The sequence below is a fragment of the Psychrobacillus sp. FSL H8-0487 genome, assembly GCF_038008385.1.
In the GTDB taxonomy this organism is placed as follows: Bacteria; Bacillota; Bacilli; order Bacillales_A; family Planococcaceae; genus Psychrobacillus; species Psychrobacillus psychrotolerans.
Genome location: NZ_JBBOZA010000001.1, coordinates 2,498,687 through 2,522,486, shown reverse-complemented (window position 1 = coordinate 2,522,486; position 23,800 = coordinate 2,498,687). Strand labels below are relative to the sequence as shown.

The window sequence follows — 23,800 nt, the reverse complement described above, 5'->3', positions numbered from 1 at the left end:
TCAGGTGACGGAATGACAAACTTTATAAAAAAGGATGCTGGTTGGATGTGACGCCCGTCACATCCAACCAGCATCCGCTATAAAATTATGACACAAGTAATTAGCAAATGGACTATCTAGCTCAAATTATAAAAACGATCTTTTCACTTTTTCCCAGTAACTATTATCTTTCATTTTAACCGTTTTAATGATTTTATCACTCAAACAAATAGATACATTTTCAACATGCTGAATACTAAGAGCCTCGTTGTCTGTGCTCATAGAAGGGTAATCATTCCAGTCTTTATGCAGTCGAAGTTCTAGTGTTCTTTCTCCGCTTAATATAAAAGAGGAACCTAGCGTTCTATAATCATTGCTATTCACAGAAGCTATTTCCGCAACTTGAATACAAGGTAGAAGAGGATCAACCACTGCCCCATTTAGTGACTTGTTATAACCTGAACTTCCGGTCGGAGTGGAAATCACCATACCATCTCCTCTAAAGGACTCAAAATGCTTGTGGTCAATAATTATATCTAGTACAAATGCTTTGATAATATTTGAACGAATCGTAAATTCATTTAAACATAAAAATTTAGGGTCATTATTTACCGAGATTTCTAGTAAAGGATATTTCCGAACTTGGATATTTTTTGTAAGAACTGCTTCAGCCATTGCTTCTATATCATCCGCTAAAAAGTCACAGTACATGCTTAGCGTATCTGTTGTAGAAATTCCAGCATATAAGCAATCCTGCCTAAATCCTGTTTTACGGACTGCTTGTAAAAAAGAACCATCCGTCCCGATGCTAACAATTATGGAAGCAAGCTGAGGGTCTTCCACGACTGTAAAACCATGAGTATGTATGGCTTCAGCGATACTTTCTTTTCTTTGCAAAGATTTTGTGTCATTCTTAGTATATAAATATATTGCGTTTTTGGAGGGCATAAACATTCTCCTTTACTATTGTATATATTTATTTTAACATTTCGTGAAACATTTAGATATTCTTTACGTATGTAAAGAGGAGTATTAAAGGAGGAATTGTACATATGAATATGAAACGCTGGTTTGCTATTTTAGGAGCATCACTGTTACTGCTTATTTCTATTTTCGTCAATACTGTTTCCACTGCTTTTTCAACAGATTGGACATCGTATTTAGAGGACTTTGCATCTGCTTCTAGCTCAGAGTTTTTTGAAACTGTTTTGGAAGAAGGTAGTATGAACGAACGAATCGTAGTACTTACGGTAGATGGGACTATTCAAGATACTGGAAGTGCAAGCTCGCTTTTTGCAGCGGAAGGATATAATCATCAATTCTTCATGCAACAATTAGAACAAGCAAAAGTCGATGACACTGTAAAAGGGATTGTGTTACAAGTAAATTCACCAGGTGGCGGAGTTGTCGAATCGGCACAAATTTATAAAGAAATTATTGAACTTCAAGAAGAAACTGAGAAACCGATCTATGTTTCTATGGGAAGTATGGCTGCTTCAGGTGGATACTATATATCTGCACCTGCTGATAAAATATTTGTGAACAAAGAGACGATGACAGGTTCTATTGGTGTCATTATGCAAAGTGTTAACTATGGTAAACTAGCAGAAAAATATGGCGTAGAATTTGTAACAATTAAATCTGGTCCATACAAAGATATTATGAGCCCTACTAGAGAAATGACAGAAGCTGAAAGAACAATGCTTCAAGAAATGTTAAATGACTCGTATGAGGACTTCGTTGATATTATCGAAAAAGGTAGAAATATGACCGAAGCAGAAGTGAAAAAAGTTGCGGATGGACGAATTTTAAATGGTCGACAAGCAATTGAAGCTGGCTTAGCTGATGAATATGGCTTTGTAGAGGATGTAATTCAATCTATTAAAACAGATTATGACTTACAAGATGCAGAAGTATTTGAATATGGCTATTCACAAAGTTTTGCTTCCCTATTTGCTGTGAAAGCACAGTCATTCTTAGGTTTAGATTTGGAATCCAAGCTTATTGCGAAGTTAATCACAGAAAATAGCTCACCAAAAATGATGTATTTATACGGGAATGAATAAGGAGGGTTTAAGATGAGTGAATTTGTACAATCAGAAGAGCAGCATGTGCAAGCGAACACCTCTGCAACCCAGCAAGTAATTGTTCATCGAACGGCACAATATGAACAGAAGGCTGCGGGCTTTTGGATTCGTTTTTGGGCATATACAGTAGATATTCTCATTTTGGCATCTGTTGGTATGTTATTGATCAAACCTATATTTCGGTTGTTTTCATTAGACTTAAATAATCCTGTATGGTATGCGCCTTTTACATTAATCACAGCAGCTATTTTTTACGCATACTTTGTGTTGATGACAAAGCTTTGTAGCCAGACAGTAGGAAAGATGATTTTTGGTATTAAAGTTATATCCAAAGACGGTGGAAAACTAAAATGGAGTACTGTTATATTTAGAGAATGGATTGGTCGCTTAATCTCTATTGTTCCATTGAATATACCTTATTTAGTGGTAGCTTTTACTCCTAAAAAACAAGGGGTACATGATTTTATCGCGGATACGCTTGTTGTCCATGAGACCGTATTTGATCTAAAAGAGAAAGTCACATATGAGAACGCTCCTGCAAAAGAGTTGCATGAGCCGAACGTATTCTAGTAAGATAAAGATAATGAAAAAGGAGGCTACATATTATGGCAAAAGTAACATTTAAAAATAGTCCGGTCACATTAGTTGGAAAAGAAGTGGTAGTTGGTAGTAAGGCACCTGACTTTTCTGTGCTAGCAAATGATTTATCACCTGTGACTCTACAAGATTCTGCTGGTAAAATTCGTTTAATCAGTGTAGTTCCTTCCCTAGATACAGGAGTTTGTTCTACACAAACAAACAAATTTAACGAAGAGGCTGCTAGTTTAGGTGAAGATGTAGCAATTTTAACAGTATCGATGGATTTACCTTTCGCTCAAAAACGTTGGTGCGGGGCTAATGCTGCTGATGCAATTCAAACTTTATCAGATCACCGTGATGCAGCTTTCGGAGAAGCTTACGGGGTACTTATGCAGGAATTACGCTTATTAGCTCGTTCTGTATTTGTAGTAGATAAAAACGATGTTGTAACTTATGTTGAATATGTTGGAGAAGGTACAGATCATCCAAATTATGAAAAAGCATTAGAAGCAGTAAAAGCACTAACGAACTAAGAAAAGCGCAAGCGCCTAGCGTTGCAAGTCTGAAGCGACTTGAAGGGTTAGGCGCAGGAGCTAGACAGATAAAGGGTAAAAAAGTATATACTTTCTTATCTTTAAAAAAATGCAAACCCACTCTGAAGAAGGAGTGGGTTTTACTATGAGGGATACTATGCATACACATGTAGAACAAATTTTTACGTTTATTGATCAAGAGAGTAATTATATTGAAAATGAAGCTTCTGCTACTTATTTAGAAGGTGTTGTTTATGCGTTAGAGCTATGGCTTAATGAAAAAAAAGTGCCATCTGTTCGGGACGCAGATAAAGAAGAAGTACGCAAAGCAATTCAATTAGCAATCTTAAAAGGAATGAAGAAGTCCGTTCAGGTTAATCATCAAATGACACCGGATGCGATAGGATTATTAGTAAGTTACTTTGTGAAAGAAATGACTAAGGATAGAAAAGAACTATCGATTTTAGATCCTGCCCTAGGAACAGGGAATTTGTTATTTACGATTATGAATGCACTACCAACGGAAAACTACGCATTTGGTGTAGAAATTGATGAGTTGTTAATTCAATTGGCTGCGCAAACTGGTGAGCTCCTTACACACGACGTACAGTTATTTAGGCAAGATGCATTAAAGCCTCTTTTAATTGATCCTGTGGATATTGTAGTAAGTGATTTACCGGTTGGATATTATCCAGATTCGGAAACTTCTCAAGATTATTTCCTTCATAGTACAGAGGAAATGTCGTATGCCCATCACTTGTTTATGGAGCAGTCGATGAAACACGTTAAACCAGGTGGCTATCTTTTCTTCCTAGTACCAGATACTATATTTGAATCGAAACAAGCACCGAAGCTTCATGAATTCATCAAGGAAAATGGTTGGATTCAAGCAGTCATTCAATTTCCAACTTCTATTTTTAAAACAAAGGGACAAGAAAAAAGCTTGCTAATATTACAAAAGAAAAGCAGTGACTTAAAAGCGCCAAGAGAGGTTCTTTTAGCAAAAGTTCCAAACATGATGAACAAAGAATCTATGGAACTGTTTTTGAAAAAGGTCGAAATTTGGCAAGAAGAGAATACTAAGTGAGTTGCTAGCTCCTTCGTTGAACGGTACAATTAAAGTACTAGTTCAACGAAGGAGCGTTTTTTATGCCAATAATATTAGCTATAAATGCAGGAAGCTCTTCATTAAAATTCCAAGTTTTTGAAATGGTAGACGAACAAGTAATTGCTAAAGGATTAATAGAAAGAATTGGTCTAGGAAATCCAATTTTTACAATGACGACAAATGAGGAACGTATAAATATTATTGAACAGGTGGACAATCACGAACAAGCGGTAAAACTATTGATGTATATGTTAATTGAAAAGAATGTAATAGAATCGTTAGATGATATTGATGGAATTGGACACCGAGTTGTACATGGAGGAGAGGTTTACAGTGACTCTGTTTTAATAACAACTGAAGTATTAGAGAAGCTAGAAGAACTATCGGAGTTAGCGCCGCTTCATAATCCAGCGAACGTTACTGGTATAAAAGTATTTAAAAAAGAACTTCCTAATGTGCCAGCGGTTGCTGTTTTTGATACTGCTTTTCATCAAACGATGCCAGAAAGTTCTTATCTATATTCCATCCCATATAATTATTATGAAAAGTATGGTATTCGAAAATATGGTTTTCATGGGACTTCCCATAAGTATGTTTCAGAGAGAGCTGCAATTTTATTAAACAGACCTTTGGAAACAACTCGATTTATATCCTGTCATCTTGGCAATGGGGCAAGTATTGCGGCTATTCACCATGGTAAATCTATCGACACATCTATGGGGTTTACTCCGCTTGCAGGGGTAACAATGGGAACCAGGTCAGGTAATATAGATCCTGCTCTAATCCCTTATTTGATGGAGAAAACAGGGAAAGATGCAGAAGGTATTTTAGATATTTTAAATAAGAAATCAGGAATGCTAGGTGTTTCCGGATTCTCTAGTGATTTGCGTGATATCGTTACGGAAGCTACAAAAGGGAACGACCGGGCACAGTTAGCTTTAGATGTATTTGCTAATAGAATTCATAAGTACATCGGCTCCTATGCTGCACGTATGAATGGTGTGGATGCCATTATTTTCACTGCAGGAATCGGTGAAAATAGTGAGGTTATTCGTGAAAAAGTCTTAAAAGGACTGCAGTTTATGGGCGTGTATATGGATCCCGATCTAAATAAAATAAACGGAAAAGAAAATTTCATCAACTACCCGCATTCACCGGTTAAAGTGATAGTTATCCCGACAAATGAAGAGATTATGATTGCTAGAGATACGGTGAGAATAGCGGGATTGTAGCTAGAATGAGTGATTTCAAATTGTATAAAGTTTAAATCTGGATAAATAAAGGATATAGAAGGTAATAGTTCTAATAGTTATGCAAAATACAAAAGTGAATTTTTAAAAATGAGAGTAGACCTCATCAACTATATTTGATGAACTACTCCTTTTTATATTTGTTTTATCCCTAAGTAATATTTGATTAATTTAATAGACATTTATAGAAAATAATCTATATAAGTCAATGTAAAAAAGTGTAATCTTCCTAATATTGATTTCCTCTTCAGGCAGTCGCTTTCCGCGGGCACGGTTTCAATCTCCTCGTAACTGCGAAAACATATGCTCCTGCGGTTACTCGTCGCAAAGACATTGGTCAAAATAAAGTTTGCCCAATGTCTTTCCTGCGGGGCTTTCAGCTCGCGCTGTCCCGCTGGAGTCGCCGCCTTCCGCTCCAATCAGAGCATGTTAGAAGGAAAACAAAGCTTAAATAAAAAATGGCTAAACGTGAGAAGTTTCACGTCTAGCCATTTTGTTAATCTATGAGTTTATACTTCTGGACGTTCTTCTGTACGTACTACTAATACGTCGCATGTAGCGGAACGTACGATATATTCGGATACACTACCGATCAAGAATCTTTCCATTGCATTTAAACCAGTCGCTCCACAGATGATAAGATCTGCTTCTACTTTTTTAGCAATGTCTTTAGAAATCATTGTTTTTGGTGAACCGTAATCCACAACAACATTTACATTTTGTACTCCAGCAGCAAGAGCTTCTTTTTTATATCCACCTAGTAAATCTTCTGCAAATGTTTGAGCTCTTTCAGCGATAGAGCGGTCATAAGCTTCAATTGCAGCGAATGAACGAGTATCGATAATATTAATAAGATTTAATGTTGCATTGTTACGTGCTGCAATAGAAACAGATTTTTTGAATGCATATTCCGCTTCTTTGGAACCATCGACTGCAACTAAAATTTGATTATATTTTAATGTCATTTTAAAAACCTCCTTGTTGGTTATATATATAGTATTCGAGATTGTTAGACATATTCCTTCTTTTTATTCATTTTAATTCTGTATATTAAGTCATATTTGTGAATACTTAAAATTGAAAATTAAATAGTTGCAGTATTTTAAATATATAAATGATAAAATGAATTTGTATGAAATATTGTGTCATCTTCATACCAACATGATTTACATAGGAGGATGCAAGAAATGCGTATTGGGATTCCAAAGGAAACAAAAAACAATGAAAATCGCGTAGCAATGACACCAGCTGGAGTAGTGAGTCTTACTCATTACCAACATGAAGTTTTTATCGAAACCGGAGCTGGGCTTGGGTCAAGCTTTACAGATGAGGACTATATTACTGCAGGTGCTAAAATTGTATCCACTGCAAAAGAAGCATGGGATCAGGAGATGGTCATGAAAGTAAAAGAACCTACTCATGCTGAATATGAGTTAATCCGTGAAGAGTCAATTCTTTTCACCTATTTACATCTAGCTCCTGAAGCGGATTTAACAAGAGTACTAATAGATAAAAAAGTTACAGCTATAGCATATGAAACAGTACAATTACCTAATAATACATTACCGTTGTTGTCTCCGATGAGTGAGGTTGCTGGCCGTATGGCAACTCAAATTGGTGCACAGTACTTAGAGCAAATACATGGTGGAAAAGGAATATTACTTGGTGGAGTTCCAGGAGTTCCTCGCGCAAAAGTAGCAATCATCGGTGGAGGGATTGCTGGGGCCAACGCAGCGCGTGTAGCTATTGGGATGGGAGCACAAGTAACGATCATCGATTTAAATCCGGATCGTCTTCGTCAATTAGAGGATATCTTTGGGTCAAGCATCCAAACATTAATTTCTAGCCCATATAATATTGCAGAGGCAGTTAAGGAAGCAGATTTAGTAATTGGCTGTGTATTAATCCCCGGTGCAAAAGCTCCGAAATTAGTAACAGAAGAAATGATTAAAACGATGTCTCCTGGTTCTGTCGTAATTGATATTGCTATCGATCAAGGTGGAATTTTCGAAACTTCTGATCGCATCACAACACATGATAATCCAACATATGAAAAACATGGGGTAGTACATTATGCTGTAGCAAATATGCCTGGAGCGGTTCCAAGAACTTCTACAATGGCGCTTTTAAATGCTACAATTCCGTATGCGTTACAAATTGCCAACAAAGGCTATAAACAAGCATGTCTAGATAACCTGTCGCTTCAAAAAGGACTTAACACTTTAGCGGGACATGTTACTTTTAAAGCGGTTGCAGAAGCACAAGATTTACCTTATGTAGATGTAGCTACACTTTTAAAATAATATGATAAAATCATCACTCAAAGCAATTATGCTTTGAGTGATTTCTAGTTAATGGGGCGATATTATTGATATATTTATACATAGGACTTGCAGGTTCGTTAGGGGCGGTTGCAAGGTATGCCATTAGTATTATTATGGTACATGATTCAGGTTTTCCATTTTCAACTTTACTGGTAAACTTGATTGGATGTTATGCATTGGCATACCTAATGTCTAGAAGGCTCCGATTTTCGAGTAAGCTAAAGTCTGCCATTGGTACAGGTTTTCTCGGATCTTTTACAACTTTTTCTGCATTCAGTGTGGAAACAATCACAATGATAAAAGCTAACCAAATTGGTATTGCCATTCTTTATATGACAGTAAGTATTGTAGGTGGAATTATGTTGAGCAATCTTGGATGGAAAAAAGAGGTGGGACCATGAATTTCATCTTAATTGGTATTGCGGGATTTATCGGTGCTAATCTACGATATATCCTTTCCAAAAAACTAAACAAAAGCACAAGTGGTTCCTTCCCATTTGGTACACTATTAGTTAATTTAGTAGGGGCATTTTTGCTTGGTTTATTGGTCGGTAGTCAAGCGGGAGAAATTTATATGATTTTTATTGGATCAGGATTACTAGGTTCTCTGACGACTTTCTCTACATTAAATAAAGAACTATATTCCCTGCAAAAATATCCTAAAACTTGGCTTATGTATTTTCTTATTACTTATGTAGGGGGCTTAGTTTTTGCATATGTTGGATACTTACTATTTTTGTGAAAATATCATTTCGGAATAGGAGCTATTAATAATGACAGATTATAAACAATCTAAAGAAACGAACTGGGATGATGGACACAGATTATGGCCATTGCCAAATATGCCTTGGACAATGAAACAAACTTGGAATGATTTGCTTTTTGCTCATTTTCCAGTCAATTTTAATGTCTTACGAAAACTAGTTCCTAACATATTCCCATTGGACACTTATGATGGCGTGTGTTGGGTCGGAGTAGTGCCCTTCCATATGACAGATATTCGTTTACGCGGATTACCTCCTATTCCAGGAACTGATAAATTTCCAGAGTTGAATGTTCGAACATATATAACAATCGATGGTAAACCGGGAGTATATTTTTTTAGTTTGGACGCGACAAATCTACTTGCGATAAAAGTTGCTAGAAGGTTTTATCACTTACCATATGTTCGTGCAAATATGAAGGTCGAAAAGCAAGGGGATATGGTTGAATATGAGAGTGTAAGAAAATCTGAGGATGCTCGGTTTGTGGCAGATTATCGTCCAGTATCTGAGAAATATTTTGCAGAAAAAGGTTCTTTCGAAGAGTGGCTCGTGGAACGTTACTGCTTATATACACTAAACCCCAAAGGAGTTCCATTGCGATGTGACATTTTACATCACCCATGGGAACTTCAACAGGCAGAAGCAAATATTAAAGAAAATACAATGCTTAGTAGTCGAGGTATTGTTGTAGAGAATGACAATGTAGTCCTGCATTATTCAAAACAGATCGAGGTAAGAATGTGGCCGCTTGTTAAAGCATTTTAAAAAAACAAGGCTATGTTAAAGGCTAGGGTTGGTTTTGTTTGTGAAATGTTACACTTAAACTACCGCAGCAGGTTAGTGAAAGAGTCTTGATTAATCTTTGCTCAGCAATCGGGCAATTATCTGGAATGAAAAGAATTGCCTCAATTGTATGAGTTTTGTAATAATTGGTGTTAAGCAAACTGACAGGTTTATTAGTTTGGTTAATTAATACTATCTTAAATAAACTATTAAATCTGTTAATTGGAGGATAATCAAATAATGAAGAAAATGATTAGTGTTCTTTTGGCATGTATTATGGTTATGACATTAGTGGGATGTGGCGGAGAATCGAATGAACATGAAGGTGAAGCAAAAACGCCGTCAGGTTCAAGTGTCCAAGAGGGTAGAAATTATCAAGATGTTATTGATGATTTTGAAGAACAAGGTTTCAAGAATATTAAAACAGAAAAACTGGAGGATTTAATTACAGGTTGGATAACAAAAGATGGAGAGGTTGAAGAAGTATCTGTTGGCGACGATGTCGATTATTCTCCAGATGAATGGGTATCTGTGGATACAGAAGTCATTATTAAGTACCATACATTCAAAAAAGAAGATACTGAAAGTGCAACAGAATCTAAGGTAAAGGATAAATCAAATACGGAAAAGCCGAAAGAAGATATTGAGAGTGCAGCAGAATCTAAGGTAAAGGATAATTCAAATGCGGAAAAGCCGAAAGAAGAAATCCTAACAGTAGATAACAACAAAGAATTAGCAGAAATACTTAGCATAAAAGACGAGTCTAGTCCTCTTTTTAAAGAATTTGCTGAGAAGTATGTTGGAAGAACTATTGAGTTTGATGGGAATACCGCTTATGTGAGTCCATACAGAGATTATAAAACAAGATTTAATTATTTAATTTTTGTTGGAGACTATAGTACAACCAATTTTTCGGGACCTGAATTCCAATTTAGAAATGTTAATTACTATGAATTACATCTTACAGGAGATAATATTCCTGACCCTTTTGGATCAGGTCATAATATTCGTATCATTGCTAAGGTTGTGGAATATGATGAAGATCCTGGTCTTTTTCTACTCGAACCAGTTTCTATCAAAATGAGATAAATATCTTTAACACGTAGCTTAATAGGTTAATAAGATACTATATGCTACAAGCAATGGGAGCATATGCGGAGTTAGGATTAGAAAATTCGAGTATTGAGCGTCTGGATCCAAAGATAGAACAATTAAATCAAAAGACAAGACAATCATAATCCCAATCGCAACAAAGTTATTCATGAGGGGATATGCTCTTGAGTGAGTTTTTTGAGATGTAATAAAAATTGTAAAGGATTGCACTTAAAGTAACGGGTGCTTTACTTCAAGAAGAAGTAGAACCTTTTTTTCTTATTGAACTAACGTAAGCAGGTTAGTTTAAGAGTGTTGTTTAACTTGTGTTCATCAATCCATTTTGTGTAACAGGGAGTATTTGAAATGCATTGGTATGCAGTAACTAAAGAGTTATATATGTCTGTGTTAATCATGGGATGACTTTTCACCTCACTTTAAAGAATTAAGTAACACAAATAATTAGAAATGTATTGTTGAGGGGAAGATATAATGCTAATAATTAATTTATTTATTTTATTTTCTTTAATTATAGTTGTTGTCCTTGTAACTTCACTTGTAATTTCATTTTATTATGAGAACCGTAGACAAAGAAGTTTTCAAGAAAAATTGTCTTTTCACAAGCAACATAATCTTTTCAGGGAAGAATTTGATGAAAAATTATTAACTATGACCCTAGATGATTATATTGAGTATAGAAAATATCATTTTAGCGAAATTGCAACTTTAGCATTTGAAATATCGGATATGTACAGTAATGATTTAGAGAAAGAGAGCTTCGGATTAAAAGCGGAGTATTACTGGGATTGCAAAAAAAACTTGGAACAATACCAAACTAATATTATAAAGCTTTGGGATGAATTTTTTATTTTAATGGATAAAAAGTTATCTAGTTATGATAGCTATAGAATTGAATTGCTATTTCTCGCTAAATTAACACGCTTAAGTAACATTAGCGAAAAAGAAAGAGATAATTTGGATACTCAATTATTGAATTTTATTGATCGTAATTATCCTCAAGGATCAGGTATTGGCTTCAATGAAAAATTTGAGTATTTGATAGGATGGGCTAATTTTAGATTATTTAAAGGATACCTAGATATAATGAGGTTGGGTGTTTCTATTCGAGAAGTAGAAAATTTCAAACAGTTATGGAGTAATTTTGAGACTGATTTTATGAAACTTAGAAATGAATCTCCATCATGTTCAAAGAACTTTTACTTTGTAATTAGCAATTATTTTGATAGGTTTTCGGACGATATGAATTCTAGATTTAGATTATTATATAGAGAAGTTTCAGTGTGGACTATGGTAATATTTAAAAACGAAGATAACAGTGATTATTATAGCGAAGTATTAATTAGATATAGGAGAGTTACTAGAAAGACTAAAAAGGGATCCAGGTTATTTTGGGATTACCTTTTAGACTATACAACAAGATATGGAGAAAAACCGCATTTGCTTATTTATTATTTCTTGGCATTTATTTTCCTCTTCACTTTCATCTACTATCCGTACTCTTTTTCATTTTTTGAATTTAAAGACATTAGTAAAGAAGATTTTTGGCTGACAAGTATCATCAACTTGGTTTATTTCAATTTTACAACAATGGTTTCTAATACATATGGAAACATCAGCCCAGAAAATGAGATTACGAAAGTCTTTGTCATTGTTGAGCAATTATTGGGTTTTGCATTATCAGGTGGTTTTATTGCCCTATTCTTAAGGAAAATGTTTAGGGATTGAAGTTAAGGATCTTTGAATAAGCTTCTCTTTTCTTCTTCAACTAACGGGTGCTTTAGTAAAAAAAATATATCAAAGTAAAATGAGCCAGGAGAAACTATCCTAGCTCATTTTTTATGTGTATTTAAAATCAACCTTTACCTCTAACATAGCCAAAAACAAAGCACTGCATGTTCGCAGTGCTTTGATAGATATCTTATAAAATTTGTAATTCTTTCGGAAACTTCGTTAACACTTCAACGCCACTTTCTGTCACTACTACATCATCTTCAATACGTACGCCGGTAATATCAGGATGATATATTCCAGGTTCGATTGTAAATACCATTCCTTTTTCTAGCTTCATGTCATTCACACCAGTTATCGAAGGGAATTCATGGACAGAAATTCCAAGTCCATGTCCTAGACGATGGGTAAAGTATTCTCCGTAACCAGCTTCTGTAATAATATCTCTTGCAGTTTTATCAAGCGCCATAGCAGTAACGCCTGGTTTTACTGCCGCCACCGCAGCTTCTTCTGCACGACGTACTGTTTCATAAATTTTGCGTTTGTCTGGAGAAGGTTCTCCAAATGCTACTGTACGCGTAATATCTGAGCAATAGCCGTTATACACTACGCCTAAGTCAAAAAGAATGAAATCTCCTTTTTGGATTTTACGGTCACCAGGAGTTCCGTGAGGTGAAGCTGTTTTAGGACCACTCAACACCATTGTGTCAAATGACATCTGTGCAGCTCCTTTTTCTTTTACGGCCAATTCAATGGCATTTAAAATTTCAATCTCCGTTTTACCTTCTGCAATTTCCTTGCAACCAACTTCAATTGCATAGTCCGCAAGCTCGGCCGCTTTACGCATATTGACTAATTCTGCTTCAGACTTAATAACACGTAGGTCATTGATTTTTTCGTCGATTCTAGAAACTTGCAGATTTGAAAGTCGTTCTTCTAGTGCTTCTAATCTTTCAACTGTCATATGTGATTTCTCAACCGCTAGGCTTTGAATATTACTAGCCGTTTCATTCATTTTTTGTACTAAGATATCCCATGCATTGTCCGTGTCTTGATGTCCAATTATTTCTCCATTCCAACCTGCTGCTTTTGCATCTGGAATTTCCATTTTAGGACAAATGATAAACGGTGCAGCTTCCTTGAAGATGGCTACACCTAAAAGACGCTCATGGGGATTGCTTTTAAATCCAGTAAAATAAAAAACGTTATCTGGAGTAGTGATAAATGCTGCATCAATTTGATGTGTTTGTAGATAGGATTGTATTTTTTCTGTTTGATTCATATGGGCACCTCTTTTAAATTTAATACTATAAGCATATCAGAATAAAGGATTTCTGACATCTACGTTGAATGAATTATAAGGAGTACTACTTTTAAATAATGATTCAAAAGGAGAGAATACAATATGGAAATCAGCTATCACGGACATTCGGTAGTTAAAATTATGACCGATACACACACAATCTTAATAGATCCTTTTATCACTGGAAATGGACAAACTGATTTAGATGCGGCCAAAGAGAAAGTAGATGTAATTTTAGTGACGCATGGTCACAATGATCATTTAGGAGATACAGTAGACCTGGCAAAAAGAAATAATGCCACGGTAATCGCAACATTTGAACTTGCCAATTATGTAGAATCATTCGGCATTAATGTGCATGCCATGGGAATAGGTGGATCTTATGATTTTGAATTTGGAACAGTAAAATTCACGCAAGCATTTCATAGTAGCTCGTTTACAACAGAAGATGGAGAAATTATTTATGGCGGAATGCCTGCTGGAGTACTTTTCACATCGGAGGGCAAAACTATCTATCACGCAGGCGATACGGCTTTGTTTGGAGATATGAAACTAATCGGTGAACGCAATAATATAGATGTTGCATTCCTTCCAATTGGAGATAATTTTACAATGGGTCCAGATGATGCAGCATACGCGGTACAGCTACTAAAACCTCAAATTGTTGTACCGGTACATTATAATACGTTTCCACCTATAAAACAGGATCCTCAAATATTTAAGAACCTTGTAGAAACTGCAGAAGTACAAGTGTTGAGTGCTGGTGATTACGTTCAATGGATTCGTGACTAGAAAATAAGGCTTATGTGGTACAATAAACGTATAATAATCGTTTGGATGTGACTACATGACAACAAAACATGAACAGATACTAGCATATATAGAAAAACTTCCAGTAGGCGATAAAATATCCGTTAGACAAATTGCAAAGGATTTAACTGTCAGTGAAGGGACAGCCTATCGTGCGATTAAAGAGGCAGAAACGAGAAGAATAGTCAGCACTATTGAACGAGTAGGGACAATTCGCATCGAGCTAAAGAAAAAAGAAAATTTCGAGCGTTTAACCTATGCAGAAGTAGTAAATATTGTGGATGGTCAAGTATTGGGTGGAAAAACCGGATTGCACAAAACGTTAAACAAGTTTGTGATTGGGGCAATGCAACTAGAAGACATGATGCGGTATGTAGAGCCGAGCAATCTGTTAATAGCAGGGAATCGATTAAAGGTTCATGAGACTGCGTTACAAGCTGGTGCTGCAGTTCTTGTTACAGGTGGATTTGATGTAACTGAGAACACCAAAAGATTAGCGGACGAACTAGAGCTTCCCGTCATTTCTACCAGTTATGATACATTCACTGTGGCGACAATGATCAATCGTGCAATTGATGATCAACTCATAAAAAAAGATGTGTTATTAATCGAAGATATATATGTTCCGCTACAAGAAACGTCGTATTTATACGCTACTGATCAAGTGAAACAATACCGAGTACTAAATAATAGTACAACGCACGGTGTTTTCCCGGTAGTAGATGCGTCGAAGAAATTAGTAGGAATAATAACAGCTAGAGATGTCATTGGTAAATCTAACAATGAACCGATTGAAAAAGTTATGACGAAAAATCCTATTTCCGTCACGATGAAAACAAGTGTATCGTCAGCAAGTCATCGAATGATTTGGGAAGGTGTAGACCTTTTACCTGTTGTGCGAGATACCAATTATTTGGAGGGTGTCATCAGTAGACAAGATGTCTTAAAAGCATTACAAGCTGCAGCTCGTCAACCACAAAATGGCGAAACGATAGATGATATTGTTAAACAGCAAATAAAAATTATTTCTACAGAGGATTTTATATTTGAATTTGTCGTTACACCTCAAATGACGGATCATTACGGTGCTATGTCCAATGGAGCTTTTACGATATTAGTAACGGAAACAGGGGCACAAACATTGAAAATTCGTAAACGTGGGGAAAGTGTCGTTGAGAATATGACCATCTTCTATACGAAACCAATTCAGCTTGAAAGTATTCTACGCATTCAAGCGAAAGTATTAGAACTGAGCAGAAAAGTTGCGAAGATGGATATCGAAATCTTCAATGATAAATTACTAGTTGGAAAAGCTATGGTCACTTATCAGTTATTAGAAAGATAAGCATTTCAATCTTTTTTTGTAATTGTTTCTAGTCATAGGACAAAAAAATGATGCAGCTAATTTAGCTGCATCATTGATTTATAGATAATTCTTCTTTTACAAATTGCCCGTAGTGTTTGGCTACTTTTACATTGTGATATGTGAAATAAGCTCCAAGTAAAATAAACAGACCGGCAACGACATATGTTATAGAAGATTGATAAACGATTAGAAAGTTAATACCAAAAAACAATAAAAATGCACCTAGACATACGGAAGCTTTTGCGCCAAGCCATTTTTTGCGTATTGGCAGTGGTGTACGGAATTGCTTCGTTTTAAAATAAAAATACCAAACAAATGTAACTACTATAACTGCTACTAATAGTATATTAAGCATAATGACCCTCCATCTAAAAGTTAAGCTGTTATCTATTGTAAAGGGAAAAGTGGAAAAATGCGAATAGAAAAAACAGACAAGCGAGGTTATATGGGATGAAAAGACAAATCATAGACACAATCGAGAAGTACGAAAAAATTATATTGCATCGGCATGTTAGGCCCGATCCTGATGCCTATGGTTCCCAAATAGGATTAAAAGAACTCATTCAGCTAAATTATCCATCGAAAAAAGTCTTTGCCACTGGAACCCATGATGAAACGCTAAATTTCCTAGCTCACCCTGACGAGGTTTCTGATGAGGACTTTCAGGATGCTTTAATCATTGTCACAGATACAGCAAATACTGAAAGAATTGATGATGACCGATATAAATTAGGAAGTTATATTGTGAAGATAGATCATCATCCTAATGATGATGCTTATGGCGATTTACTATGGGTAAATACAGAGGCAAGTTCGGTAAGTGAAATGATCTGTGAACTATTCGAAGAAGCAAAAAACTATAAACAGTGGAAAATGGATGCGTCCATTGCACGATTATTATTTGCAGGAATAGTAGGAGACACAGGTAGATTCATGTTCCAAAGTACAACTAAACAGACAATGGATTTTGCAGGAGAATTACTTACATATGGTTTTGATAGTACGAATTTATTTAATGGCATGTATGAAGTCGAACGGAATCTTCTTCAGCTAAAAGGCTATGTATATGCTAATTTTGAAATGGATGAAACTGGTGTAGGTCATATTAAACTTACGAAAGAAATTCTACAAAAGTATCAAGTCGACCAATCAGAAGCATCCTTACTGGTTAGTGCATTAGCTGATGTAAAGGGCATGAAATGCTGGGTTTTCTTTATAGAAGATTCTTCAGAAATTCGAGTTCGACTGCGTTCAAAAGGTCCGGTTATTAATGGAATAGCCAAAAAGTATGGTGGCGGAGGACATCCACTTGCCTCGGGAGCTGCTGTAAAGACATGGGAAGAAGCTGCTCTAGTAATAGAAGATTTAAAAAAGCTGTAAATTGAGGTGTTAATATGAAAACAGTATATCCACAAATTGTGACATCGGCGGATATGCTGAAAAGCACAATTCAGTTGGAACAACTTATACAAAAGTTAAAACAAAATAATGCAGGGGCAGCAGCCATTACAAATAGTAGATTGTATGGTTTACTGCCTTTTTGGCATGCATTACATGCACAACAGATTAAAGCAGTACTTGGTCTCACTGTTAATGTACAACTTGAAACTGGTATTGTAAGTTTGGTGCTCTATGCAAAAGATAATAATGGATATGAAAATTTGCTGAAAATATCGAGCAGTATCGAGACAAGAGAAATTACAGTGCTCCCCAAAAGATGGTTAGAAGCATATAAGAATGGATTAGTTGCTGTCTACAAAGGAGAGTCTTCCACAGAGCTTGAGTTGCTTAGCGAATTACAGATGATTTTTGCGAATGGTCAATTTTATCTAGCAATAGAACGCCCAAATGGGGAAAAAATGGAGCATGAAGAAACCATCATCCAGTACAGTGAACAGTTATCTATACCTATTACTGCTTTCCATATGAGTCGATACATAGAAAAAGAAGATGCTTTTGCATATGAAGTGTTAAATGCAATGGATCAATCACTTAAAATGAATGATCACACTCGCCTAAAACCATCTACAGACTCCCTTCACATACTTTCTAGTGAGGAATGGAGTGAATGGTTTTTTGATGCCCCATCATGGATTGAAAACACGGAGAGAATGCTAAATAGTTGTAATGTCTCTATTGAAAAGTCTGCTTCTATTATGCCTAAGTACCCATTACCCGAAACGAAAAATTCTAAGGATTACTTAAGAGAACTTTGTGAAGAGGGATTGAATCAACGGATAAAAGAAATTACGAAGCCATATGTTGAACGTTTAAATTACGAACTGTCCATTATTAACCAAATGCATTATGAGGATTACTTTTTAATCGTTCAGGACTTCATGAAATTTTCAAAACAACAAAATATATTAACTGGACCTGGCCGTGGGTCTTCTGCCAGTTCACTAGTAGCATTTTCTTTGAATATAACAGATATAGATCCCCTGCGATATGGTTTACTATTTGAACGATTCTTAAATCCTGAACGTATCACAATGCCGGATATTGACATCGATTTTGCAGATTCTAGAAGGATGGAAGTTATTCAATATGTCGTAAAGAAATATGGCCAGAACTATGTTTCTCAAATAATTACATTTGGTACATTGTCTGCAAAAGCAGCAGCAAGAGAGGTTGCTAGAGTGTTTGGATTTGAATCTACCACTTTAGAAGCTATTTCTTCTTTCATACCCGCAAAGCCTGGGATCACGTTAAAAGAAGCATATGATATGTCTGAGAAATTACGTGAATTTATACAAACAGAGGAAATCCGAAAAAAATGGTTTCAGGTGGCACTAGCTTTAGAGGGGTTACCTAGAAATGCCTCCACACACGCAGCGGGTATAGTATTATCACCAGTGTCTCTAGTAGATGTTATCCCTATTCAAAGTGGGCATGAGGATATCTATTTGACCCAATGGCCAATGAAAGAAGTAGAACAAGTCGGATTACTTAAAATGGATTTTTTAGGGTTGCGAAATTTGACGATTATTGAAAGAATTTTAAAGATCATTAATTATAGACAATCTGACCCATTCAAGTTAGCGGAAATACCGCTCCATGATGAACTGACCTTTCAGTTATTGCAGCAAGGGGATACTACAGGGGTATTTCAATTAGAATCGGTTGGAATGCGTCAATCTCTTAAACAAATCAATCCAACTAAGTTTGAAGATGTTGTTGCAGTGAATGCACTATTCCGACCAGGGCCAATGGAAAGCATTCCTTTATACGCCAAGCGAAAAGCTGGCCAAGCACCAGTAACGTATGAACATCCCATATTAGAGCCAATCTTAAAAGAAACATATGGCATTATTGTTTACCAGGAGCAAATAATGCAAATTGCTTCGAAAATGGCTGGCTTTACATTCGGGGAAGCTGATTTGTTACGCAGAGCTGTGAGCAAAAAAAATCGAGAAGTCTTACAAAGTGAACGTGTACACTTTGTTCAAAAAGCAATTCAAGAAGGGCATTCAGATCAGTCTGCGACAGCAGTTTATGATTTAATCGTCCGATTTGCTGACTATGGTTTTCCAAAAAGCCATGCTGTCGCCTATAGTGTAATTTCTTTTCAAATGGCGTATTTAAAAGCCCATTTCCCTGTAGCATTTTATAGTGCACTATTAAGCATTGCTACAGGAAACCAAGTGAAAATTAATGAACTAATGATGGAAATGAGACAAAAAGACATGGTTATTCTCGCTCCATCTATATTTAGTAGTCAACGCTTTTTCACAGTGGAAAGCGGAGGTATTCGTTTCGGTTTACAAGCTATAAAAGGCGTTTCCCATAATTTTATTCAAAAATTATTACAACAACGCAAGGAGAGAGAATCACAGTGGGAAGATATTTTTGAACTTGCCTCCGATTTATCTGCAGTTTATTTCACTAGAAAAAATGTTGAACCATTGATCAAAGCTGGGGCATTAGATGAATTTGGTTACGATAGAGCCACTCTATTATCGACTTTAGATGCAGCTGTTAAATATGCTGAATTGATAAGTCCTACAGAAGAATCTGATTTGTTTGGTGGCGATGCTTCTCATTTTGGAAAGTCTAAACATATTAAATCCGAACCACTTCCAATAATGGAGAAATTGCAATTTGAGAAAGAAGTTTTGGGTCAATACTTTTCGGAGCATCCTACTGTATCTAAAAAGAAAATGTTAAATGATAAACTCGTTGATATTTGGGATGTTTTGCAGGCAACAAAAGATATCCAAGTGAAAATAGTTGGAATTATTCAAGACATAAAACGTATTCGGACAAAAAAAGGAGAAGCAATGGCTTTTCTAACAGTACAGGATGATACGGGTAGTCTATCGGTAACGTTATTTCCAGAGGAATATGCAAAGTTCAACGCATTATTAAAAGAGCAAGAGATGCTCGTTATTTCAGGGAAGTCAGAACGTAGAAATGGTCGTTCACAAATCATTACTAAATATATAGAGAACTAAGCTGCATAGATTATTATGCAGTTTTTTCTTTACGTTTGAACAAATCTTTTGTATGCTAATAATTATGAGTGGTCTGACCACTTTGTAATTTATGGAAGAGTGAGGCGTAATGGACCAAACGAATAATCCTAAAAAAATGTTTTTAGAAATTGTAAAGCAGTTGAGACAGCTCATTGCAGATGAAAATGTTTCCGTTGGTGGTAAATTGCCATCTGAAAGGGAACTAGCTGAGCGACTTCAAGTAGGTAGGTCAACCGTTAGGGAAGCGCTGAGGAGCTTAGAATTACTCGGTTTAATAGAAACACGCCGAGGAGAAGGTACCTTTTTATCGGATTATCGAAAGCATCGGCTAGTCGAGCTGTTATCTACATTTATCCTTCAAGAATCTAAATCGAAGGAAGATGTGCATACAACGCGAGAAGCATTAGAGAAGGATGCAATTCATACAATTTGTATGTCCAAGAGGCTTTACGCGCTACATATATGGGATGCCTTTAAAGAAAAACTGATAGAAGAAGACGTAGTTCGTGAAGATATTATTCGAGAGATTATTATCATTTCCGATAATCGATTAGGTTTAAAAATATGGTTTTTATTAAAACAGTTTGCAGGAGAGCCTTACCAAGAAAATATGAGTTTAGAAGAGAAAACTATTTGGATTCAGCTTTTGATGGCTTTGCAAAATGGAGAACAACAACAAGCGTTATCTCTTTATAATGAATGGCTCTTGTTGCTTAATAGGGGAGATGTATAAATGAGTATTCGAGATATATTTAGAAAAAATCAAAAGAAAAGATATGCAACTATACCGACTGAAAAAGCAAAAAACGATGTACCAGAAGGCATAATGATGAAATGCCCTGAGTGTAGAAAAAATGTATTTACAAAAGACTTGATGAAGAATTTAAAGGTTTGTCCTACTTGTGATCACCATATGAAAATGACTGCATGGGAGAGAGTAGACATATTTTTAGATGAAGATTCATTTGTATCAATGGATGATCATTTAGAAACAGTTAATCCATTGAATTTCCCAAGTTATACGGAAAAGATAAAAGCAGATGGACAAAAGACGGGATTAAATGAAGCTGTTCTTACTGGAATTGGAAAGTTAGATGGTCAACAGGTCGCCGTAGCGATTATGGATTCACATTTTCGAATGGGATCAATGGGCTCAGTAGTAGGAGAAAAAATTACAAGAGCTGTGGAGAAAGCGACAGAGCTAGGAATTCCTTTTATTATTTACACTGCAAGTGGAGGAGCGAGAATGCAAGAAGGCGTTCTGTCCTTAATGCAAATGGCGAAAACTTCTGTTGCCTTGAGAAGACACAGTGATCATGGACTACTTTATATTTCTATTCTTACCCATCCTACAACGGGTGGAGTTTCTGCGAGCTTTGCTTCGGTAGGTGATATTAACATCGCTGAACCTAAAGCTTTAATCGGGTTTGCTGGTAGACGGGTGATTGAACAAACAGTTCGAGAAAAACTGCCAGAGGATTTTCAAACAGCTGAGTTTTTAATGAATCATGGTCAGCTAGATGCCATCATTCATCGTAAAGAGATGCGAGAAAAAGTAGCTTCCATCGTCCATCTTCATACGACTAAGGAGGTCACAAAATGCTAAAAGTACTACCTTTTGAAGAACCAATAGTCCAATTAAAAACAAAAATAGAAGAGTTAAAAGAATATACAGCTAGTGCTGATGTAGATATGTCAGCTGAAATCATTCATCTAGAAGCTAGACTTAAGAAGTTAGAACATGAAATCTATGAAAATATGGAGCCTTGGGACCGTGTTCAGGTCGCTCGTCATCCGAGTCGTCCTACTACAAGAGATTATATTCAATTATTATGTACAGACTTTATGGAACTCCATGGAGATCGACTTTACGGAGACGATGCAGCGATTATTGGGGGAATTGCCTTATTTGAAGGAAGACCAATAACAATTATTGGACATCAAAGAGGGATAGATACAAAAGAGAACATTAAACGTAATTTTGGTATGCCTCATCCAGAGGGGTATCGTAAAGCATTACGATTAATGAAACAAGCAGAAAAGTTTAAGCGCCCCATTATATGTATGATTGATACGAAAGGTGCTTATCCTGGGAAAGCTGCGGAAGAACGTGGACAAAGTGAAGCAATAGCTAGAAACTTAGTGGAGATGGCTGGTTTAAAAGTACCAGTAATAAGTATTGTTATTGGAGAAGGTGGTAGTGGAGGAGCTTTAGCATTAGGTGTGGCTAATCATATTCATATGCTAGAAAACTCTACGTATTCGGTTATTTCTCCTGAAGGAGCAGCATCTATTCTTTGGAAGGATGCATCTTTGGCGAAACAAGCTGCAGAAGCGATGAAAATTACAGCTCCAGACTTAAAGAAGATGGAGATTATTGATACTGTCATCCAAGAAGTCCATGGGGGAGCTCATAAAAATATAGAAGCACAGGCGGAATATATGAAGGAAACCCTTATTAACTCGTTGAAAGAATTAGAGAAATTAACTCCCGATGAGCTAATCGAAAATAGATATATTAAGTTCAAAAATATTGGAGAATTTAATGAATAAAATGCGTCAAGAACGACGCATTTTTTTTTAATTCATTTCGTGATAAGCTTATAATATGAAATTCGTTGTTTGGAGGGAAAAAAGATGAAGAGAATTGGTGTGTTAACAAGTGGAGGAGACGCTCCCGGTATGAATGCTGCTGTTCGAGCGGTTGTAAGAAAAGCTATTTATGAAGGGCTTGAAGTAGTCGGTATATTCCATGGTTACCAAGGACTGATCGATGGTAAGATGGAAGTTTTAGACTTAGGTTCTGTAGGGGATATTATTCAAAGAGGTGGAACAAAACTGTTTTCTGCTAGATGTCCCGAATTCCGTACGGAGGAGGGGCAACAAAAAGCAATAGAGCAGCTAAAGGCACATGGTATTGAAGGATTAGTAGTTATCGGCGGGGACGGTTCTTATAGAGGTTCTATGAAGCTTACAGAAAGTGGTTTTCCGTGCGTAGGAATTCCTGGAACAATCGATAATGATATTCCAGGTACGGATTATACTTTAGGTTTTGATACAGCTTTAAACACAGTGATTGAGAGTATTGATAAAATTAGAGATACTGCTACATCGCATGAACGAACATTTATCGTAGAGGTAATGGGAAGAGACGCTGGTGACTTGGCATTATGGGCTGGCCTTGCTGGTGGAGCCGAAACTATTATTATTCCTGAAGTAGAGATAAATATGGATGAGATTGTCGAACGTCTAAAAAGCGGTTCGGAACGTGGGAAAAAGCATAGTATAATTATTGTCGCTGAAGGTGTGATGAGTGGTGCAGAATTTGCTAGTAAGCTTAAAGACCTAGCAGATATTGAAACACGAGTTTCCGTGCTTGGACATATCCAGCGTGGAGGTTCCCCAACGGGCCGTGATCGAGTGTTAGCAAGTTTATTTGGCGCTAAAGCGGTTGAGGTTTTAATAGCAGGAAATGGTGGGCGTGCGATTGGCATCCAGAATCATCAAGTGGTAGACTATGATATGAATGAAGCTTTTGATAATCATGAAGAATTTGATATGTCTATGTATCAATTATCTAAAGAATTATCCATTTAAT

At 36.2% G+C, this 23,800-nt stretch carries 23 protein-coding genes; 19 read left to right on the top strand and 4 right to left on the bottom strand.

Annotated features, from left to right (window positions below; all coding sequences use genetic code 11):
* Positions 1–126: 126 nt before the first annotated feature.
* A complete protein-coding gene (locus MHI47_RS12845; RefSeq protein WP_340762934.1) occupies positions 127–927 on the bottom strand; it encodes an NAD kinase in 801 nt (266 codons plus the stop codon).
* A 104-nt stretch (positions 928–1,031) separates the two neighbouring features.
* On the opposite strand from MHI47_RS12845, the gene sppA reads away from it, so the two are divergent.
* The 5 genes from sppA (at position 1,032) to MHI47_RS12820 (ending at position 5,518) form a co-directional block, all read left to right on the top strand.
* Positions 1,032–2,045: a signal peptide peptidase SppA gene (gene sppA / locus MHI47_RS12840; protein ID WP_340762933.1), complete on the top strand. Its 1,014-nt coding sequence runs from the start codon at positions 1,032–1,034 to the stop codon at positions 2,043–2,045.
* A gap of 12 nt (positions 2,046–2,057) precedes the next feature.
* A complete protein-coding gene (locus tag MHI47_RS12835) occupies positions 2,058–2,636 on the top strand; it encodes an RDD family protein (RefSeq protein ID WP_340762932.1) in 579 nt (192 codons plus the stop codon).
* Between the two features lie 35 nt (positions 2,637–2,671).
* On the top strand, positions 2,672–3,178 hold the full coding sequence (gene tpx / locus MHI47_RS12830; RefSeq protein WP_093536877.1) for a thiol peroxidase: 507 nt from the start codon (positions 2,672–2,674) through the stop codon (positions 3,176–3,178).
* Between the two features lie 145 nt (positions 3,179–3,323).
* Entirely contained in the window at positions 3,324–4,265 is a 942-nt protein-coding gene (locus MHI47_RS12825; protein ID WP_245762672.1) for a class I SAM-dependent methyltransferase, read from the top strand.
* Between the two features lie 62 nt (positions 4,266–4,327).
* Positions 4,328–5,518: an acetate kinase gene (locus MHI47_RS12820; RefSeq protein ID WP_340762931.1), complete on the top strand. Its 1,191-nt coding sequence runs from the start codon at positions 4,328–4,330 to the stop codon at positions 5,516–5,518.
* 527 nt (positions 5,519–6,045) lie between these two features.
* Here MHI47_RS12820 and MHI47_RS12815 read toward each other — a convergent pair.
* Positions 6,046–6,501: a universal stress protein gene (locus MHI47_RS12815; protein ID WP_093536879.1), complete on the bottom strand. Its 456-nt coding sequence runs from the start codon at positions 6,499–6,501 to the stop codon at positions 6,046–6,048.
* Positions 6,502–6,723: 222 nt separating this feature from the next.
* Here MHI47_RS12815 and ald point away from each other — a divergent pair, with 222 nt between their 5' ends.
* From ald to MHI47_RS12785, 6 genes are all read left to right on the top strand, one after another.
* The gene (ald, locus tag MHI47_RS12810; RefSeq protein WP_093536880.1) at positions 6,724–7,839 is read left to right on the top strand and encodes an alanine dehydrogenase; all 1,116 of its coding nucleotides are present in this window, start codon (positions 6,724–6,726) and stop codon (positions 7,837–7,839) included.
* A 65-nt stretch (positions 7,840–7,904) separates the two neighbouring features.
* Positions 7,905–8,261, top strand: a complete 357-nt coding sequence (gene crcB / locus MHI47_RS12805; RefSeq protein ID WP_340831069.1) for a fluoride efflux transporter CrcB — start codon at positions 7,905–7,907, stop codon at positions 8,259–8,261.
* Complete coding sequence (locus MHI47_RS12800) at positions 8,258–8,602, top strand: fluoride efflux transporter FluC (protein ID WP_340831067.1); 345 nt, start codon at positions 8,258–8,260, stop codon at positions 8,600–8,602. Before crcB ends, MHI47_RS12800 begins: the two co-directional genes overlap by 4 nt.
* A 31-nt stretch (positions 8,603–8,633) precedes the next feature.
* Positions 8,634–9,389 (top strand): YqjF family protein, encoded by a 756-nt coding sequence (locus MHI47_RS12795; protein WP_419958715.1) that lies wholly within the window; start codon positions 8,634–8,636, stop codon positions 9,387–9,389.
* A 258-nt stretch (positions 9,390–9,647) separates the two neighbouring features.
* Positions 9,648–10,496, top strand: a complete 849-nt coding sequence (locus tag MHI47_RS12790; protein ID WP_340831066.1) for a DUF4839 domain-containing protein — start codon at positions 9,648–9,650, stop codon at positions 10,494–10,496.
* Positions 10,497–10,991: 495 nt separating this feature from the next.
* Positions 10,992–12,245 (top strand): potassium channel family protein, encoded by a 1,254-nt coding sequence (locus MHI47_RS12785; protein ID WP_340831065.1) that lies wholly within the window; start codon positions 10,992–10,994, stop codon positions 12,243–12,245.
* Between the two features lie 193 nt (positions 12,246–12,438).
* Here the strand turns inward: MHI47_RS12785 and MHI47_RS12780 are convergent, their stop codons facing one another.
* The gene (locus tag MHI47_RS12780; protein ID WP_340831064.1) at positions 12,439–13,530 is read right to left on the bottom strand and encodes a M24 family metallopeptidase; all 1,092 of its coding nucleotides are present in this window, start codon (positions 13,528–13,530) and stop codon (positions 12,439–12,441) included.
* Between the two features lie 123 nt (positions 13,531–13,653).
* Between MHI47_RS12780 and MHI47_RS12775 the strand changes: the two genes are divergently transcribed.
* Together MHI47_RS12775 and MHI47_RS12770 are read left to right on the top strand one after the other, a co-directional pair.
* Positions 13,654–14,343 carry a metal-dependent hydrolase gene (locus MHI47_RS12775; protein WP_340831062.1) on the top strand — a complete coding sequence of 230 codons (690 nt, stop codon included), beginning with the start codon at positions 13,654–13,656 and terminating at the stop codon, positions 14,341–14,343.
* 55 nt (positions 14,344–14,398) lie between these two features.
* Positions 14,399–15,706 (top strand): DRTGG domain-containing protein, encoded by a 1,308-nt coding sequence (locus tag MHI47_RS12770; RefSeq protein ID WP_093536886.1) that lies wholly within the window; start codon positions 14,399–14,401, stop codon positions 15,704–15,706.
* 70 nt (positions 15,707–15,776) lie between these two features.
* Here MHI47_RS12770 and MHI47_RS12765 read toward each other — a convergent pair whose 3' ends face one another.
* On the bottom strand, positions 15,777–16,082 hold the full coding sequence (locus MHI47_RS12765) for a YtpI family protein (protein ID WP_093536887.1): 306 nt from the start codon (positions 16,080–16,082) through the stop codon (positions 15,777–15,779).
* Between the two features lie 95 nt (positions 16,083–16,177).
* On the opposite strand from MHI47_RS12765, the gene MHI47_RS12760 reads away from it, so the two are divergent.
* The 6 genes from MHI47_RS12760 to pfkA all read left to right on the top strand — a co-directional run bounded on the left by MHI47_RS12760 (position 16,178) and on the right by pfkA (position 23,799).
* A complete protein-coding gene (locus MHI47_RS12760) occupies positions 16,178–17,107 on the top strand; it encodes a DHH family phosphoesterase (protein ID WP_093536888.1) in 930 nt (309 codons plus the stop codon).
* A gap of 14 nt (positions 17,108–17,121) precedes the next feature.
* Positions 17,122–20,181: a DNA polymerase III subunit alpha gene (dnaE, locus tag MHI47_RS12755; RefSeq protein ID WP_340831060.1), complete on the top strand. Its 3,060-nt coding sequence runs from the start codon at positions 17,122–17,124 to the stop codon at positions 20,179–20,181.
* Between the two features lie 109 nt (positions 20,182–20,290).
* A complete protein-coding gene (locus MHI47_RS12750; RefSeq protein WP_093536890.1) occupies positions 20,291–20,935 on the top strand; it encodes a FadR/GntR family transcriptional regulator in 645 nt (214 codons plus the stop codon).
* The gene (accD, locus tag MHI47_RS12745; protein ID WP_340831058.1) at positions 20,936–21,808 is read left to right on the top strand and encodes an acetyl-CoA carboxylase, carboxyltransferase subunit beta; all 873 of its coding nucleotides are present in this window, start codon (positions 20,936–20,938) and stop codon (positions 21,806–21,808) included. It abuts the gene before it with no gap.
* Positions 21,802–22,755: an acetyl-CoA carboxylase carboxyl transferase subunit alpha gene (locus MHI47_RS12740; protein WP_340831057.1), complete on the top strand. Its 954-nt coding sequence runs from the start codon at positions 21,802–21,804 to the stop codon at positions 22,753–22,755. Before accD ends, MHI47_RS12740 begins: the two co-directional genes overlap by 7 nt.
* A gap of 84 nt (positions 22,756–22,839) precedes the next feature.
* Positions 22,840–23,799, top strand: a complete 960-nt coding sequence (gene pfkA / locus MHI47_RS12735) for a 6-phosphofructokinase (protein ID WP_340762919.1) — start codon at positions 22,840–22,842, stop codon at positions 23,797–23,799.
* Position 23,800: the final 1 nt, after the last annotated feature.

Bases quoted from the DNA above. Each gene is read 5' to 3' on its own strand.
- MHI47_RS12835 (WP_340762932.1), top strand. From the start codon at position 2,058: ATGAGTGAATTTGTACAATCAGAAGAGCAGCATGTGCAAGCGAACACC.
- MHI47_RS12845 (WP_340762934.1), bottom strand. From the start codon at position 927: ATGCCCTCCAAAAACGCAATATATTTATATACTAAGAATGACACAAAA.
- MHI47_RS12795 (WP_419958715.1), top strand. From the start codon at position 8,634: ATGACAGATTATAAACAATCTAAAGAAACGAACTGGGATGATGGACAC.
- MHI47_RS12760 (WP_093536888.1), top strand. From the start codon at position 16,178: ATGAAAAGACAAATCATAGACACAATCGAGAAGTACGAAAAAATTATA.
- MHI47_RS12780 (WP_340831064.1), bottom strand. From the start codon at position 13,530: ATGAATCAAACAGAAAAAATACAATCCTATCTACAAACACATCAAATT.
- MHI47_RS12770 (WP_093536886.1), top strand. From the start codon at position 14,399: ATGACAACAAAACATGAACAGATACTAGCATATATAGAAAAACTTCCA.
- MHI47_RS12765 (WP_093536887.1), bottom strand. From the start codon at position 16,082: ATGCTTAATATACTATTAGTAGCAGTTATAGTAGTTACATTTGTTTGG.
- tpx (WP_093536877.1), top strand. From the start codon at position 2,672: ATGGCAAAAGTAACATTTAAAAATAGTCCGGTCACATTAGTTGGAAAA.
- MHI47_RS12790 (WP_340831066.1), top strand. From the start codon at position 9,648: ATGAAGAAAATGATTAGTGTTCTTTTGGCATGTATTATGGTTATGACA.
- MHI47_RS12820 (WP_340762931.1), top strand. From the start codon at position 4,328: ATGCCAATAATATTAGCTATAAATGCAGGAAGCTCTTCATTAAAATTC.
- accD (WP_340831058.1), top strand. From the start codon at position 20,936: ATGAGTATTCGAGATATATTTAGAAAAAATCAAAAGAAAAGATATGCA.
- pfkA (WP_340762919.1), top strand. From the start codon at position 22,840: ATGAAGAGAATTGGTGTGTTAACAAGTGGAGGAGACGCTCCCGGTATG.
- MHI47_RS12815 (WP_093536879.1), bottom strand. From the start codon at position 6,501: ATGACATTAAAATATAATCAAATTTTAGTTGCAGTCGATGGTTCCAAA.
- MHI47_RS12785 (WP_340831065.1), top strand. From the start codon at position 10,992: ATGCTAATAATTAATTTATTTATTTTATTTTCTTTAATTATAGTTGTT.
- MHI47_RS12825 (WP_245762672.1), top strand. From the start codon at position 3,324: ATGAGGGATACTATGCATACACATGTAGAACAAATTTTTACGTTTATT.
- sppA (WP_340762933.1), top strand. From the start codon at position 1,032: ATGAATATGAAACGCTGGTTTGCTATTTTAGGAGCATCACTGTTACTG.
- ald (WP_093536880.1), top strand. From the start codon at position 6,724: ATGCGTATTGGGATTCCAAAGGAAACAAAAAACAATGAAAATCGCGTA.
- MHI47_RS12800 (WP_340831067.1), top strand. From the start codon at position 8,258: ATGAATTTCATCTTAATTGGTATTGCGGGATTTATCGGTGCTAATCTA.
- MHI47_RS12775 (WP_340831062.1), top strand. From the start codon at position 13,654: ATGGAAATCAGCTATCACGGACATTCGGTAGTTAAAATTATGACCGAT.
- MHI47_RS12740 (WP_340831057.1), top strand. From the start codon at position 21,802: ATGCTAAAAGTACTACCTTTTGAAGAACCAATAGTCCAATTAAAAACA.
- MHI47_RS12750 (WP_093536890.1), top strand. From the start codon at position 20,291: ATGGACCAAACGAATAATCCTAAAAAAATGTTTTTAGAAATTGTAAAG.
- dnaE (WP_340831060.1), top strand. From the start codon at position 17,122: ATGAAAACAGTATATCCACAAATTGTGACATCGGCGGATATGCTGAAA.